General features: G+C 61.3%; 14 protein-coding genes. 9 read left to right on the top strand and 5 right to left on the bottom strand.

Annotated elements, in window-relative coordinates; genetic code table 11:
* Positions 1-36 precede the first annotated feature (36 nt).
* From AC0L14_RS07880 to AC0L14_RS07860, 5 genes are all read right to left on the bottom strand, one after another.
* The gene (locus tag AC0L14_RS07880) at positions 37-1,086 is read right to left on the bottom strand and encodes an L-idonate 5-dehydrogenase (RefSeq protein ID WP_473749119.1); all 1,050 of its coding nucleotides are present in this window, start codon (positions 1,084-1,086) and stop codon (positions 37-39) included.
* Positions 1,083-2,489 carry a TRAP transporter large permease gene (locus AC0L14_RS07875; protein WP_473488356.1) on the bottom strand — a complete coding sequence of 469 codons (1,407 nt, stop codon included), beginning with the start codon at positions 2,487-2,489 and terminating at the stop codon, positions 1,083-1,085. Before AC0L14_RS07875 ends, AC0L14_RS07880 begins: the two co-directional genes overlap by 4 nt.
* 3 nt (positions 2,490-2,492) lie before the next feature.
* Entirely contained in the window at positions 2,493-3,065 is a 573-nt protein-coding gene (locus AC0L14_RS07870) for a TRAP transporter small permease (RefSeq protein WP_473749117.1), read from the bottom strand.
* Positions 3,066-3,211: 146 nt separating this feature from the next.
* Positions 3,212-4,186: a sialic acid TRAP transporter substrate-binding protein SiaP gene (locus tag AC0L14_RS07865; RefSeq protein ID WP_473749115.1), complete on the bottom strand. Its 975-nt coding sequence runs from the start codon at positions 4,184-4,186 to the stop codon at positions 3,212-3,214.
* A 123-nt stretch (positions 4,187-4,309) separates the two neighbouring features.
* Positions 4,310-5,029 (bottom strand): FadR/GntR family transcriptional regulator, encoded by a 720-nt coding sequence (locus tag AC0L14_RS07860; protein ID WP_473488381.1) that lies wholly within the window; start codon positions 5,027-5,029, stop codon positions 4,310-4,312.
* A 302-nt stretch (positions 5,030-5,331) separates the two neighbouring features.
* Here AC0L14_RS07860 and AC0L14_RS07855 point away from each other — a divergent pair, with 302 nt between their 5' ends.
* The 9 genes from AC0L14_RS07855 to AC0L14_RS07815 all read left to right on the top strand — a co-directional run bounded on the left by AC0L14_RS07855 (position 5,332) and on the right by AC0L14_RS07815 (position 14,094).
* A complete protein-coding gene (locus AC0L14_RS07855) occupies positions 5,332-7,347 on the top strand; it encodes a multicopper oxidase domain-containing protein (RefSeq protein WP_473749114.1) in 2,016 nt (671 codons plus the stop codon).
* A gap of 26 nt (positions 7,348-7,373) precedes the next feature.
* Positions 7,374-7,811: a YqaA family protein gene (locus tag AC0L14_RS07850; protein WP_473749112.1), complete on the top strand. Its 438-nt coding sequence runs from the start codon at positions 7,374-7,376 to the stop codon at positions 7,809-7,811.
* Positions 7,812-7,841: 30 nt separating this feature from the next.
* On the top strand, positions 7,842-8,324 hold the full coding sequence (locus AC0L14_RS07845; RefSeq protein ID WP_473488351.1) for a hypothetical protein: 483 nt from the start codon (positions 7,842-7,844) through the stop codon (positions 8,322-8,324).
* An 84-nt stretch (positions 8,325-8,408) separates the two neighbouring features.
* Positions 8,409-8,642, top strand: coding sequence for a hypothetical protein (locus tag AC0L14_RS07840; RefSeq protein WP_473488350.1), 234 nt, complete (start codon positions 8,409-8,411; stop codon positions 8,640-8,642).
* Positions 8,639-10,096: a TolC family protein gene (locus AC0L14_RS07835; RefSeq protein ID WP_473488349.1), complete on the top strand. Its 1,458-nt coding sequence runs from the start codon at positions 8,639-8,641 to the stop codon at positions 10,094-10,096. The genes AC0L14_RS07840 and AC0L14_RS07835 overlap by 4 nt, the downstream gene beginning before the upstream one ends.
* 18 nt (positions 10,097-10,114) lie before the next feature.
* On the top strand, positions 10,115-11,473 hold the full coding sequence (locus tag AC0L14_RS07830) for a multicopper oxidase family protein (RefSeq protein ID WP_473488348.1): 1,359 nt from the start codon (positions 10,115-10,117) through the stop codon (positions 11,471-11,473).
* Positions 11,474-11,516: 43 nt separating this feature from the next.
* Positions 11,517-12,005 carry a cupredoxin domain-containing protein gene (locus tag AC0L14_RS07825; protein WP_473488347.1) on the top strand — a complete coding sequence of 163 codons (489 nt, stop codon included), beginning with the start codon at positions 11,517-11,519 and terminating at the stop codon, positions 12,003-12,005.
* A 38-nt stretch (positions 12,006-12,043) separates the two neighbouring features.
* Positions 12,044-12,328 carry a copper-binding protein gene (locus AC0L14_RS07820; RefSeq protein WP_473488346.1) on the top strand — a complete coding sequence of 95 codons (285 nt, stop codon included), beginning with the start codon at positions 12,044-12,046 and terminating at the stop codon, positions 12,326-12,328.
* Positions 12,329-12,684: 356 nt separating this feature from the next.
* On the top strand, positions 12,685-14,094 hold the full coding sequence (locus AC0L14_RS07815) for an adenylate/guanylate cyclase domain-containing protein (protein ID WP_473749110.1): 1,410 nt from the start codon (positions 12,685-12,687) through the stop codon (positions 14,092-14,094).
* The last annotated feature ends 26 nt before the right edge of the window (positions 14,095-14,120 follow it).

The raw sequence follows: 14,120 nt of genomic DNA, 5'->3' as shown, positions 1-14,120 counted from the left end.
GTTGATAACAGCTGGTGGCAGGCGCTGGGCAAACCCTCAGTCGGCGGTCAGCACGACCTTGAGGCTCTGCGAGCGGTCGGCGGCTAGCCGAAACGCATCGCAGGCCGAGGAGAGGGGGCGTTCGGCGGTCACCAGCTTCAGGACATCTATATCCCCGCCGACGATGAGATCGACCGCCTGGTTGAATTCCGCGCCGAAACGAAACGTGCCGTTCAGATTGATTTCCTTGGCCATCACCGCATTGGCCGCCACCGGGATCTGACCACCCGGAAGATTGCCGACCTGAACGACCGTGCCGCCGCGCCGGACGCTGGTGATCGCCGCCGCGAGGCCCGCTGCGGTGCCTGAAATCTCGAACGCGACATCAATCGCCTTGTCGGCCGCGAGCGCCTTGAGTTCGTCGCCGCCGCCGGACAGGTCGATCGTCCTGTTTGCTCCAAGTTTGCTGGCGAAGGCGAGCGGCGCCTCGGCTATGTCGGCGACGGTGAGCTCGCCACATCCCTTGAGCCTGGCGGCGAGCATGGTCAGGAGCCCGATGGGGCCGGCGCCGAACAGGATGACGTTGCGGCCGGCAATGTCGCCGGCCCGCGCCACTGCGTGCAGGCTGACGGCGAGCGGTTCGGCGAGTGCCGCCGCCTGGTAGGCGACATCAGGCGGAACCTTGACGCATTGCGCGGGCGTGGCATCGAACACGCTGGCAAAACCGCCTTGCATGTGCGGCGTTTTCGACGCCGAGCCCATGAAATAGATGTTCTCGCAGAGATTGGCGCGGCCCTCCGCGCATCGCGCGCATTGTCCGCACCAGCGCGATGGGTTGACCGCCACGCGATCACCGACGGCAAGTCCTGGCGCGTCCGCGTTGATTTCGACGATCTCTCCGGCGACCTCGTGGCCGAGCACGAGCGGCGACGTAACGACAAAATCGCCTGTCCGCGCATGGCGGAAATAATGCAGGTCGGAACCGCAGATGCCGCCTGCGCCGAAACGCACGCGCACCATTCCCGGCGCGAGGGGGCCGAGCGGATGCTCGACGACGCGCAGATCCTCGGGGCCGAACAGCGTCGCGGCGACTGCACTGTCGATCATCGGATCAGGCCCATTTGCGTCGGAAGCCACAGCGTGATGGCGGGGACGAAGGTGATCAGGATCAGCGCGACGATCAATGGCACGAGCCAGGGCAGGATCGCCATGGTCGTACGCTCGACCGACAGCTTGGCGACCCGCGACAGGACGAACAGCACCATGCCGAGCGGCGGATGGAGGAGACCAATCATCAGGTTAAGCGTCATGATCAGACCGAAATGCACCGGGTTGATGCCGTACACGGCGGCCACCGGCAACAGGATGGGCACAAGAATGGTGATCGCCGCAATCGTATCGAGGAAGCAGCCGACCACCAGCATCAGGACGTTCACCAGGATGAGGAAGACCCACATGTTGTCGGTGAGGGCGAAGATGAAGGTCGAGAACAGCTGTGCCGCCTGGCTGACGGTGAGCAGCCAGGCGAATATCGAGGCGGCGGTGACGATGAAGAGTACGGAGGCCGTCGTCTCGATGGTGTCGAAGCTCGCCTTTGCGAGTGTGCGCAGCGTCATCGTGCGGTAGCGCACCAGCCCGAGGAAAAGCGACCAGATCACGGCGGCCATCGCCGCCTCGGTCGGCGTGAACCAGCCCATCGTCATCCCGCCAATCAGGATGATCGGCGTCATCAGTGCCATGACCGCGGAGAAGTCGAAATACCAGTCGACCGCAATCAGCAACAGCAGCGCGATGCCGACCGCGACATTGATAGACAGGCCAAGCTGCACCAGCAGATAACAGGCGAGCGGGAAGGCCGCCACCACCAGCACCTCGCCCGCCGCTTCGGCGAGCCGCCGAAGCTCGAACGGCGTGTCGGAACCCCAGCCGCGCCGATAGGCGAAGATGGCGACCGTCACCATCATCAGCACGGTCATGACCACGCCCGGTAGGATGCCGGCCATGAACAGCGCGCCGATCGAGACATTCGCCATCATGCCGTAAATGACGAAGGGCAGCGACGGCGGGAAAATCGGCCCGAGCGTCGCCGAGGCAGCGGTGACCCCGACCGCGGCGTCGATCGGATAGCCGTGGTCCTTCATCGCCTTGATCTCGATGGTGCCGATGCCGGCGGCGTCGGCGAGCGCGGTGCCCGACATGCCGGAGAAGATCACCGATCCGATGATGTTGACCTGCGCCAGGCCGCCCTTCATCCAGCCGACGAGCGCAAGGGCGAAGGCATAGATGCGGCCAGTGACGCCGGCGATGTTCATGAGGTTGCCGGCGAGGATGAAGAAGGGCACGGCGAGCAGCGGAAAGCTCTCCACCCCGGCAATCATGCGCTGGGCTGCGATGATGTCGGGCGCGACGCCATAGATGACGAGGTAGAGCACCGAGGCTGCTGCCATCGACACGGCGACCGGCACGCCAATCAGCATCAGGACAAGAAAGCCTCCGACCAATAGCAGCATCGCTCAGTCCCCCACCGTTTCGAACGCACCGGGGCGCTCGAGCACCGAATAGCCACGCCTGTAGTTGCCAATGAAGACCTGGATCGAGCGCGCGAACATCAGCGCGAAGCCCGCCAGGACGGCGTAGAAGAACCAGCGGCGCGGCAAGTTGACGGTGACCATGCGCTCGTGCGCGATGATCGAGACGTAGCGCCACATCAGCCAGGTCCCGTAGGCGAAGAAGACGACACGGATGACGTCGACGCTAAGCGCGAGCCAGCGGCCGACGCGCTCCGGCAGGTAATGGTAGAGCACATCGACATGGATGTGGCGCGAGATGCGCACGCACATAGCGGCGCCGAGAAAGACGACGACGACGAGCGCGTTGATGGCGATCTCCTCGGTCCAGGCAAGGCTGTTGTTCAGCGCATAACGGGTGAAGAACTGCAGGAAGACACAGACGACCATCCCCCAGAACACGGCGAGCGTGATCCAGTCCTCGATGCCGTGGTGCGACAGATCAATGTGTACCGGCACCTCCTCGAATGCGTGGGCGATCTCTTCGACGGTGATCTCGGTATGGTGTTCCTCGGCCATTGGCGCGGGCTCCCGAAGCTGATGGGTCGTCAAGGATTGGAAAGGCCGTCCGGCGCAACATGGGGACCGGACGGACGGGCAGGTTAAAGCGGCGAATCCGGTTGCCGCTCTATCCCCTTGTCTGAGCACCTGATTTTCCCGATACTCTACTTGATCGCGCGGATCGCTTCCCAATCGGCCTTGTTGTAGCCGAACTCCTCGAACGTGACCTTCTCAAGCACATTCTTCTCAAAATCGGCACGGTCGATGTCGGTCACGGTGATGCCGCGATCCTTGAACACCTGCACCAATTCCTTTTCGCGCGCGACGATCTTGGCCGTGGCACGGGCGGCCGCCTCCTGCATCACCTCGGTGAAGATCTTCTTGTCCTCGTCGGAAAGCGAGGCCCAGCGCGACTGTGATACGATCGTGTTGAGGTGATCGACGATGTGTCCGGTGAGCACGATGTGCTTCTGCACCTCGTAGAATTTCTTCGCCTCGATGGTGGTCAGCGGGTTCTCCTGAGCCTCGACGGTGCCGTTCTGCAGGGCCAGATACACCTCGGCGAAGGCGATCGGTGCGGTGTTGGCGCCGCACGCGCGCGGCATGGCGAGATAGGCCGGAACGTCGGGGACGCGCATCTTCAGACCTTGCATATCGGCACATTTGGCGATCGGCCGGTTTGAGGTGGTCTGCCGCGTGCCATAATAGGTGGTGGCCGTTATGTGATGGCCTGACTTTTCCTCGTAACCCTTGGTCAACGCCTTGTAGACGTCGCTTTTGGTGTATTTCAGCAGATGGTCGGCGTCGCGGAAGGTATACGGGAAATAGGTGACGCCGATCGGCGGATATTCGCGCGCCGCAAAGCTCGACCCGGAAATGATGATATCGACCGTGCCGAGCGTCAGGCCCTGGTTTATATCCGCTTCCTTACCGAGCTGCGAGGCCGGATAGACGTCGACGGTGTAGCGGCCCTGGGTGCGCTTCTTAATCTCCTCCGCTGCCCACACGGACTCGGTATGGAAGGGCTCCGACGTCTCATACACGTGGGCCCATTTCAGAGCTGTCTGCGCCGAGGCCGAAGCCAAAGGCATAGCGATTGCTGCGATCGCACCGAGTAGAATTCCGTATTTTCTCAGCATTGTGTTCCTCCCTGAGGTTGGATTTGACTGCTCCGACCGGATCTCCTCCCGGTCGGCTGCTACACCTTTTAGTTTGAGCATCGGTTTTTCCCAAAACCGGTTCCCACTTTTGGGTCCGATGCTCTATTCCGCGACCTCCTTGGCTGCGGATTTCTCACCGAAATTGCGTGAGAATCTCAATTGCGACTGACGCAGATGTTCCTGCATGGCGGCTTTAGCCCGTTCAGGGTCGCGCGCCGCGATCGCGTCGCGCACCGCGCGATGCTCCTCCGCGGCGACCCGCCAGGAATCCCTGTTCTCGAAATAGCTCGACAGGCGTTCGAAATATGGGTTCATGCGCTGGTCGAAAAGCTCGCCGATGCAGCGCACCAGGACGGCGTTTCCGAGAATGCCCGCCACCATCGTATGGAACTCGCGGTCGAGTGCGATCGTCATCTTGGTCGGGTGAGGTATGTCCTCCATGCGGCGCAGCACGTCGTCCATATGTTCGATATCGATCGGTCGAATATGGAGGGCGGCTTCGGCGGCGATCGCCCCTTCAATGAACTCGCGTGCCCGCAACAGCTCGAACGGGCCTTCATCCATCTCTGCCGTCAAAACGTCGGCCCGCGGCGGTTCGGTGACGTAGATGCCGGAACCGACGCGAATGCGTATGCGCCCCTCGACCTCGAGCGCGATCAGCGCTTCACGGACGGTCGGGCGGGAGATGCCCAGCTGATCGGCCAGTTCGCGCTCGGTCGGCAGGCGATCGCCGACTGCGAATTCGCCCGCGTCGATCAGCTGCCTGAGCTGGTCGGCGATCTGTCGGTAAAGTCGACGCGGTTCAACGGCCTGGATCGGCATTGTTACCCAGTTCCACCTCACCGGAATCATCTGGCTGATCCCGGATCGGTAAATTGGTCTGACCTATTGATCAAAAGTGCCGGGAAAAAAGCAAAGAGTCAAGGAGCAGCCCTTGGAACTCATTCTCTGTCATTTTCTTGGAAGCAAGGATCGGCGATTTGGCTGGGCGGCAACTCTTGACCTTCCAGCAACTGGAAAGCTTATGCCCATGGTTTCGAGGCGATAGCTGAAGCCGCCGCAGATGATCCGGAGAGGCAATGCCAGACTAGGTCAGTGGAGAGAAAACCGACAGGAGTTCTGCAGTGTTCGTACAGCCCGTCGACTACTTCCTCGCATTCTGGTTCGTTCTTGCTGGCCTGAGCACGGCCTACGTGTCGTGGGATCAGTTCCGCAACAATCCCGAACCCGTGGTGATGAAATGGGGCTTCATCCTGGTCACGCTCTATATGGGACCGCTGGGGCTGCTGATTTACGTGCTGGCCGACAAGGAGCCGCGGCCAGGCGAACACGAGGCGTTCACTAAGCCGCTCTGGAAGCAAGGCGTCGGCTCGACGATCCACTGCGTCGCCGGAGACGCCACCGGCATCATCCTCGCGGCGGCAATCACCGCCGCTCTCGGGCTGCCGATGTGGATCGATCTCATCGTGGAGTATGTTGCCGGGTTCGCCTTCGGCCTGTTCATCTTCCAGTCGCTGTTCATGAAATCGATGATGGGCGGCACCTATTGGGAGAATGTCCGCAAGAGCTTCATGCCGGAATTCATCAGCATGAATTTCATGATGGCGGGCATGGCGCCGGTCATGAGCTTTCTGATGATGGGCAGCGACATGCGGGCCATGGAGCCGACCGAGCTTCTGTTCTGGGGCGTCATGTCGTTCGGCGTGATCGTTGGCTTCATCACCGCATATCCTGCCAACGTATGGATGGTGGCCCGTGGCCTGAAGCACGGGCTGATGACCGAACGCGAACCGGAATTCGACAAGGCGAGGGAAGGCGGGCGCGAGCACGCATATGGCGGCGCGGAAGCCGGAATGGCGGGGCACCACGCTTACGCGCGCCTCGACGAACATGCCAACCCCAGACATGCCAACCCCAGACATGGCAACCCAGGCGGCAATCGCGGGGCCGGCCATCATGGATCCGGCCATAGCTCCTCCCACGGCGATGGCGGAGGCGGGTCGCGTGGTACGCATGGCGGTCACGGCATGGAACCGGATGCAACTGTGCCGCAACTCGCGGCCTTCGGCGGCGTGTCCGTACTTGCGCTGGCGCTCGGCATGATCGCTCCGGCCAACTGGGTGAACCTCACCCTCAGCGCGCGAGACGTAGGCGGCGCCATCATGCCGCCCGGCATGATCATGGACCGCGACACGCCGGCTGCAGCGATGCTGGACATGGCCGCCGTGCATCCTCGCCTGATCACGGCCAGCCATGGCTTGGAAGTTCGCGGCGACCGGGAACTGGAAGCCAGAATGGAGAACGGGGTAAAGGTGTTCGACCTGGAAACCTCGGTCATCCGCTGGGCGATCCTGCCGGACGTGAAAGTCGACGCCTATGCGATCAACGGTCAGGTGCCCGGCCCGCGGCTGCATATCCGGCAAGGCGACCGGGTGTGGATCAACGTCACGAACCGTCTGCCGGAGAGCACGACCCTGCACTGGCACGGGTTGATCCTGCCGAACGAAATGGACGGCCCGGCCGAGATCACGCAGGAGCCGATCCCGCCCGGCGGCAGCTACCGATACGAATTCACGGCGGGCCAATCGGGGACCTACTTCTATCACTCGCATGACCATGTCGATCGCCAGCAGGCGCTCGGACTCTACGGCGCACTCATCATCGATCCCGCCAATCCCCAGGAGGAGATTGCGGCCGACCACGACTATGTTATTCAGCTTCAGGAATGGCTGATGCGGGAGGGCCTGACTTTTCCGTCGATGCCGATGGACGGCGGGCAGCCGAATTATTTCACCATCAACGGCCGCGCCTATCCGTCAACGGACACGATCAGGATGAAGGTCGGCGAAACCCTGAAAGTGCGCTTCATCGGCACCAATAATGGGTTTATCCACCCCATGCACATCCATGGCGGTCCATTCGAAGTTGTCGCCCGCGACGGCGAGACTATCCCTGAGTCGGCACGATTCCTTGCCGATACGGTCAACGTCGGACCCGGGCAACGCTACGATGTCGTCTGGCAGGCACGCCGGCCCGGAAAATGGCTGATCCACTGCCATATCGGGCATCATACGACCAACAACAATGTCGAAGAGAAGGGCGGTGGCGGACTGATGGTCGTGATCGATGTGCAACCCTGAAACCTTTCCGCAAAGCGAAAACATAGATGGATGTGTTTGCCGTATACGGCGGCCTGTTTCTTGCTGCCTTCGCCGCAGCCACCATCCTTCCGGCGCAGTCGGAGGCCGCCCTTGCAGGGCTCCTCGCCACACATTCCTTCTCGCCCGCAATGCTGGTTGTTGTCGCCAGCGTAGGCAACGTCCTGGGCTCGGCGGTGAACTGGGGTCTTGGTCGAGGGCTCGAACGCTTCCGGGACAGGCCCTGGTTTCCGCTGCGTCCCGAGACGCTCAACCGCGCCATGAGCTGGTATCGCCGTTATGGAAGATGGTCGCTCCTGTTAAGCTGGATGCCGATCGTCGGTGACCCGCTGACCGTGGTCGCCGGGGCTTTGCGCGAGCCGCTATGGAGCTTTGTCGCAATCGTCGCCGTCGCGAAGATTTCGCGTTATCTGGTCGTCGCCGGAGCAGTGCTGGGCCTGATGTAAAACCGAAATCGTGGACATCGCAGCAGGGAGTTGCGTTCACTTTTGGTTGCACTGCAACAAAGCGGCCGCGGCGACCTTGACAAATCAGCCGAACAATTGTCGGAAGGGTTGATGAGGACTCTTGGTCGATTCACGATCCTAGGAAACATACCGCTCCGAGCACTGCTGGCGGTCGTGTTCCTGGTCATGTCGGCTCTTCAGCCTGGTCTGTTCGCCACAGCCAATGCCACGGGCTTTCACGCCGGGGCGGATCTCCAGGCCGAGACACCCGCACACGATATGGGCGATCACGGCGCCACGGCGGACGACGCGGGTACGTCTGAGCATCATCACGGCGCCAAGCAATCCGCCGACAAGAGCTGTGAAGTCCATTGCGCGCCGGCAAATGCGGTGCCGGTCGATTGCCCTGACTTGGAGCATGTTGTCTCCCGCTGCTTTGCGCCCGTCGTTGCCGTCACGTTGCCGCTCGGCGAATACACAGCGCTCATAAGGCCCCCCAAACATCTGAACTGACGCGCCCTCTCGGGGCGTTCGCGCGCAGCGTCGGGAATCCGTTCCCGCGCGGCCAAACGCATACGTCATGGCTTCAGGTCTACAATGAAAATCGCAAGCTCCGCGATGCTCGCATCGCTGTTAGTTACCGGATGTGCGGCAACCACGCCGCCGGACATCCTTCCCGCCTTCAATCCGGCCGATCCCGCAATGGGCGTCCGTGATGTGCACTACCACCCGGTCGTCGTCGACTATCGCAACCGGGAGCCGGTGGATCCGCAGAATTGGCGGCGCCTCAATCAAGAACGCTCTCCCGCGAACCCGGGAGCCGGATCATGAAGCGCCGGCCCCTGACCATAGCTGCGGTGGTAACCATTCCGCTGATCGCTGCCGGATGCACGACTAGCGCAGCCCTTGATGGCATCTCAGCCCCGATGGCCGGCTTCACGACAGTCGCAGCGCGTGCCGAATCCGTGACCGGCAAGAAAACCGTATGGGTGCAATCCAGCGAGGAAGCGCGGACGGTTTCAGAGCGCGTGAAGCGCCTCGTCCAGAAGAAGACGATCGGCCCGGACACCGCGGTGCAGGTCGCCTTGCTCAACAACAAGGGCCTCCAGGCCGCCTATGCGGAGATCGGCCTGTCGGCGGCCGACATGTGGCAGGAAACGATGCTCGTCAATCCGACGATCTCGGTCGGCATGATCGGCGTCGATCCGGTGCGGACGATTGAAGGCGCGGTGATCAGCAACATCCTTGCGCTGGCGACCCACAAGCGGCGTGTCGCGGTCGCGGATGCGCGATTCCGTCAGGCTCAACTCCGCGCCGCCGAGGAAACGCTACGACTGGCCGCCGATACGCGGCGGGCCTGGGTCAACGCTGTATCGGCCTGGGAAAGCGTTTCCTATCTGAACAAGGCGCAAGCCACCGCCGACGCTGCCTCCGAACTCGCTCAGAAACTTGGCGAGACAGGCGCCTTCACAAAAACCGGCCAAGCCCGCGAACACGTCTTCTATGCCGAGATCACCGGTCAGGCGGCGGAGGCGCGGCTCGCTGCCCGGACTGCCAAGGAAGAGCTCACCCGGCTGATGGGTCTATGGGGACCGGACGTCGATTACTCAGTCCCCAACATGCTTCCAGCCTTACCGAAAGGCGCCAAGGCCAAACGCGCGATCGAGGCGGAGGCGCTAAGAAATCGCATCGACCTTGAGATCGCGAAACTCGAGCTGGAGGCGCTGGCGAAATCCTACGGTCTGACCGAGGCGACGCGCTACGTCACCGACCTGGAACTTCTTACTGGGGTGGAAGTGGAACGCGAGGAGGCGGAAGAAGGCGGAACCGAGACGAGCACCTCCCCCATCCTCGAGCTGGAGTTCGTCATCCCTATCTTCGATACGGGCAAGGCGCGCATGCGCAAGGCTGAGCTCGCCTACATGCAGGCTGCCAATCGGCTGGCGGAAAAAGCGGTGAACGTCCGCTCCGAGGCGCGGTCGGCCTATGACGGATATCGTTCGACCTATGACATTGCCCGGCACTATCGCAACAGTGTCGTGCCTCTTCGAACTAAAATCGAGGAAGAGTCCGTCCTCACCTATAGCGGCATGATCACCAACACGTTCGAGCTTCTGGCAGACACCCGCGCGAAAATCAGTTCGATCATGCTTTCCCTCAACGCCAAGCGCAATTTCTGGCTCGCCGACGTCAATCTCGGAACCGCCGTCTACGGTGGAGGCGCATCGGGCGCCGGTGGCGGCGACGCCCCGGCCGTAGCCGAGGCCGGCGCCGAAGGCCACTGAACCCAAGGAGAACAATAGATGCTTTCAAGACGTCAGTTACTAGGCGCGGGAGCCCTGCTCGCCGGCGTTACGGCATGGACCAAGACTTCGGCGATGGGCTTGCCGGAGGCTCCGATCATGGAATCCCCGGACATGCAGCCGCCGATCTTTCCGACGAGCGGGCCGGACTACCAGCCGGTGGTGACGCTCAACGGCTGGACGCTGCCGCACCGCATGAATAACGGGGTGAAGGAGTTCCACCTCGTCGCCGAACCCGTCGAGCGGGAGCTGGCGCCCGGAATGACCGCCTATCTGTGGGGCTACAACGGTCAATCCCCCGGTCCGACGATCGAGGCGGTCGAGGGCGACCGGGTCCGCATCTTCGTGACCAACAAGCTCCCCGAGCACACCACCATCCATTGGCACGGCATGATCCTGCCAAACGGCATGGATGGCGTGACAGGACTGACCCAGCCTGGAATCCCGTCTGGCAAAACCTTCGTCTACGAGTTCGACCTCGTGAAGAGCGGGACCTTCATGTACCACCCGCACGCCGACGAAATGGTCCAGATGGCCATGGGCATGATGGGCTTCTTCGTCATTCATCCCAAAGACCCGAAATTCATGCGCGTGGACCGCGATTTCGTGTTCCTGCTGAACGCCTTCGACATCGAACCGGGGTCGTACGTCCCGCGCATCATGGAGATGACGGATTTCAATCTCTGGGGCTGGAACAGCCGCGTCTTTCCGGGGATCAGTCATCTTCCAGTGGCGAAAAACGACCGGGTCAGGGTCCGCGTGGGCAACCTGACCATGACCAATCATCCGATCCACATGCATGGCTACGACTTCGAGGTGACCTGCACCGATGGCGGCTGGGTCCGGCCGGAGGCGCGGTGGCCGGAGGTGTCGATCGACATCCCCGTCGGCGCCATGCGGGCATATGAGTTCGAAGCCAAATACGAGGGCGACTGGGCGATCCATTGCCACAAGTCGCACCACACAATGAACGCCATGGGCCACGACGTGCCCACGTTCATCGGCGTCGACAACTCGAAAGTCACCGACAAGATCCGCCGGGTCCAGCCGGAATACATGGCCATGGGTGACCGCGGCATGGCCGATATGGGCGAGATGGAGATGCCGCTTCCCGACAACACCATCCCGATGATGACGGGATGGGGACAGTTCGGCGCGATCGAGATGGGCGGCATGTTCTCGGTCGTGAAGGTCCGCGAGGGCCTGTCCGCGAACGATTACGCCGATCCCGGCTGGTACCAGCATCCGGAAGGAACCGTTGCTTATGAGTGGACGGGTGACGTTCCCGCCGCCGCAAAGTCAGGTGACGCAAAAACGATGGCTCCGGCAGCGCACGGCAGCCACGGAAAACAGGGATGAAATGCCCACCGTCTCAAACCCCAACAAACAGAGAAAGACCAGCATGAAACGAATGATGATCGCGGCCATGATGATGGCAGTCGTTCCCGGCGCGGCTTTAGCCGGGGGAAATCACAGTGGCGGCCACGGTGAGGCCGCGTCAATGGAAATCGGAACGCCCGGCAAGAAAGCACAAGCAAAACGGACGGTTAACATAACCATGACGGAAAAGGACGACGGGGCAATGGTTTTTGAACCAGCCCTGTTGAAAGTCAAGAAGGGCGAGACGATCCGCCTAAAGTTCGTGAATAAGGGCGAAGGAGATCATGAGTTCGTCATGGATCAGTACGCCGCGGTCATGGAACACAAGGCGGTAATGGAGAAGTTCCCAGAGATGGAACATGCCGATCCGAACTCAATCCGACTTGCCCCGGGCGCGTCTGGCGAGATCATCTGGACGTTCGCCAACGCTGGCGATTTCGCGTTCGCTTGCCTTATTCCCGGACACTACGAGTCAGGCATGAAGGGCGACATCAAGGTCGTCGCTCCCTGATTTCTCGTCAACTCTGAGCAAACAGAAGGATATCTGAAATGAAATCGTTTGTGAAAATCACCGCCGCCGCGACCATCGCGCTCGCATTTGCTACCGCGACCCTGGCTGCCGAATATACCAAGGGCGAGGTCACCAAGGTCGACACGAAACAGAAGAAGATCACGATCAAGCACGAAGAACTCACGAACCTCGGCATGCCGGCGATGACAATGGTTTTCGTGGTCGCCGATGATGCGATGCTCGACAAAGTCAAGGAAGGTCAAGCGATAGAGTTCGTCGCGGACCGTGTGAAAGGGCGCATTACGGTCACGGAAATCAAGTAGGCGAGGTGCGGTAGCGGGCCGTCGGAAACGTCGGCCCGCGCCGCCCGTGGCTGCTAAGATCCATTTTGGCCGTCGGGTGACGCACTGTCGGAGCCGAGGACAAGTGCTTTTCGCCTTTCGGAAAGCATTCGGAACGTGCTGGGCCGTATCATCAGTTCGCAGCTTGGCCGCGAGATGAAGCGCTTCAGACGGGACATGCTCCGATAAATCCCGCGAAATCAAACTGCGGCACGATCGTCTGTTGGGACGGTCGATGATCCCTGCTGCCCATTTGGAGGCCAATGTTTGTGGCCCCGAAGCCAAGGACGCGGTCCGCGCCGATGGGTTCACCTATTGAGAAGTCGAGCTGAATACCGATGACATCTAGCAATCGCGCTCGAACCGAGATCGGCGGCCTTATTTCGGAGGTCGAACAGCGCAACGAACTACGCACCGCGCTCTGGCGTTTCGTGGCCTTGTTCGTGTTCGCGCTCTCTGTCGCGCTCGAACCGGACATCGTTAATCACGAGATTCACGTTACCCTGCTGAGCGCCTACGCCGCGATTACCTTTGTAGCTGTGGGCCTGGTGATAACGAGGTTGTTCCGCCCGTGGCTGAATTGGGTCTATGTCGCGGTAGACGCGTCCCTTGTCATCTATCTGACCGCCGAGCATCTTCTTGACCCCACCTCCTCTTTGGTCGATGCACTGGCAACGCCAAGCCTCGTGATCGCGTTCGTGCTTCTTTCACACGCAAGCATGCGCATGCGCGCAGGGCCGGTTGCCGCCTTTGCAATCCTTGTCATTCTCGGTTCCTTGGCCGTCGCCTTGTTGCCGGTTTGGGAGGACGGTTTTGAGGCCATTTTCCGCGTCTCTTGGGAGGAAGTTCAGGCGGCGGTAGTTCGCCTTGCGGCTTTCACCGTCGTCGCGGCGATCCAGATCGTTTTGGTACTCGACATCCAGCGGCTGGTGCAAGAAGCGGTCGCAAGTTCGAGCGAGCGGGCGAACTTGGCCCGCTTCTTTGCTCCCGAGACGGCCGAGCGCCTGGCGACGGGGGGTGCACATCTCGGCCTTCGCCGTCAGGAGGCGGCAATACTGTTCGTCGATATCCGAGGCTTCACCGGACTCGCCGAGACGATGCCGCTTGAGGAGATTGCCATCCTCCTCACCGAATATAGGCGGCGGGTGACGCAAGCCGTATCGGGATGTGACGGGATCGTGGATAAATTCATCGGCGATGGCGTCATGGCTGTGTTCGGGTTTCCTATGCCACTCCCGACCGCCGCGCTCCGGGCCTTCGAATGCGCGGTCGAGTTGTCCAACTTTCTCGAGCTATGGAGCGAGAAAAGGATGCGCGACGGCGGGGATCCCCTAACTTTCGGGATTGGCGTTCACTTCGGCCACGTGATCGGAGGCGTCATACCCGGAGAACTGCATAGTGAGTACACAGTAATTGGCGATTCAGTGAATCTGGCCGCACGGCTTCAGGCCATGTGTAAGCTGACGGATGCCCGCATCGTCATCTCGGACGAACTCGCCTGCAAACTGCCGCGGCATTTGAGGACGCCTGAGTGGCAAACGCTGAGGGCTGCAACCGTCCCGGGCCGATCTGAAACCGTCGACGTCCATCTGCTGCCGATGCAGGCGTCAAAGATACAAAGTTACCAACCACAGGATCCCGACCGGAACGCTTCACGGCCGAACGATGCGCCGCGAAGTGTGCGGCCTGTTACGGCGACGGTCAGGTCAGAACCTAATCGGCAGCATCAAGGGCATAAGCCGCTATGATTGGTTGGAGATCGGATGATCCGGTG

The sequence above is a fragment of the Mesorhizobium sp. WSM4841 genome (genome assembly GCF_055811515.1).
This window is presented reverse-complemented; position numbering and strand designations above follow the sequence as displayed.

Coding starts and splice junctions, on each gene's coding strand:
- AC0L14_RS07815 (WP_473749110.1), top strand. CDS start 12,685: ATGACATCTAGCAATCGCGCTCGAACCGAGATCGGCGGCCTTATTTCG.
- AC0L14_RS07875 (WP_473488356.1), bottom strand. CDS start 2,489: ATGCTGCTATTGGTCGGAGGCTTTCTTGTCCTGATGCTGATTGGCGTG.
- AC0L14_RS07825 (WP_473488347.1), top strand. CDS start 11,517: ATGAAACGAATGATGATCGCGGCCATGATGATGGCAGTCGTTCCCGGC.
- AC0L14_RS07865 (WP_473749115.1), bottom strand. CDS start 4,186: ATGCTGAGAAAATACGGAATTCTACTCGGTGCGATCGCAGCAATCGCT.
- AC0L14_RS07830 (WP_473488348.1), top strand. CDS start 10,115: ATGCTTTCAAGACGTCAGTTACTAGGCGCGGGAGCCCTGCTCGCCGGC.
- AC0L14_RS07880 (WP_473749119.1), bottom strand. CDS start 1,086: ATGATCGACAGTGCAGTCGCCGCGACGCTGTTCGGCCCCGAGGATCTG.
- AC0L14_RS07850 (WP_473749112.1), top strand. CDS start 7,374: ATGGATGTGTTTGCCGTATACGGCGGCCTGTTTCTTGCTGCCTTCGCC.
- AC0L14_RS07820 (WP_473488346.1), top strand. CDS start 12,044: ATGAAATCGTTTGTGAAAATCACCGCCGCCGCGACCATCGCGCTCGCA.
- AC0L14_RS07870 (WP_473749117.1), bottom strand. CDS start 3,065: ATGGCCGAGGAACACCATACCGAGATCACCGTCGAAGAGATCGCCCAC.
- AC0L14_RS07840 (WP_473488350.1), top strand. CDS start 8,409: ATGAAAATCGCAAGCTCCGCGATGCTCGCATCGCTGTTAGTTACCGGA.
- AC0L14_RS07860 (WP_473488381.1), bottom strand. CDS start 5,029: ATGCCGATCCAGGCCGTTGAACCGCGTCGACTTTACCGACAGATCGCC.
- AC0L14_RS07835 (WP_473488349.1), top strand. CDS start 8,639: ATGAAGCGCCGGCCCCTGACCATAGCTGCGGTGGTAACCATTCCGCTG.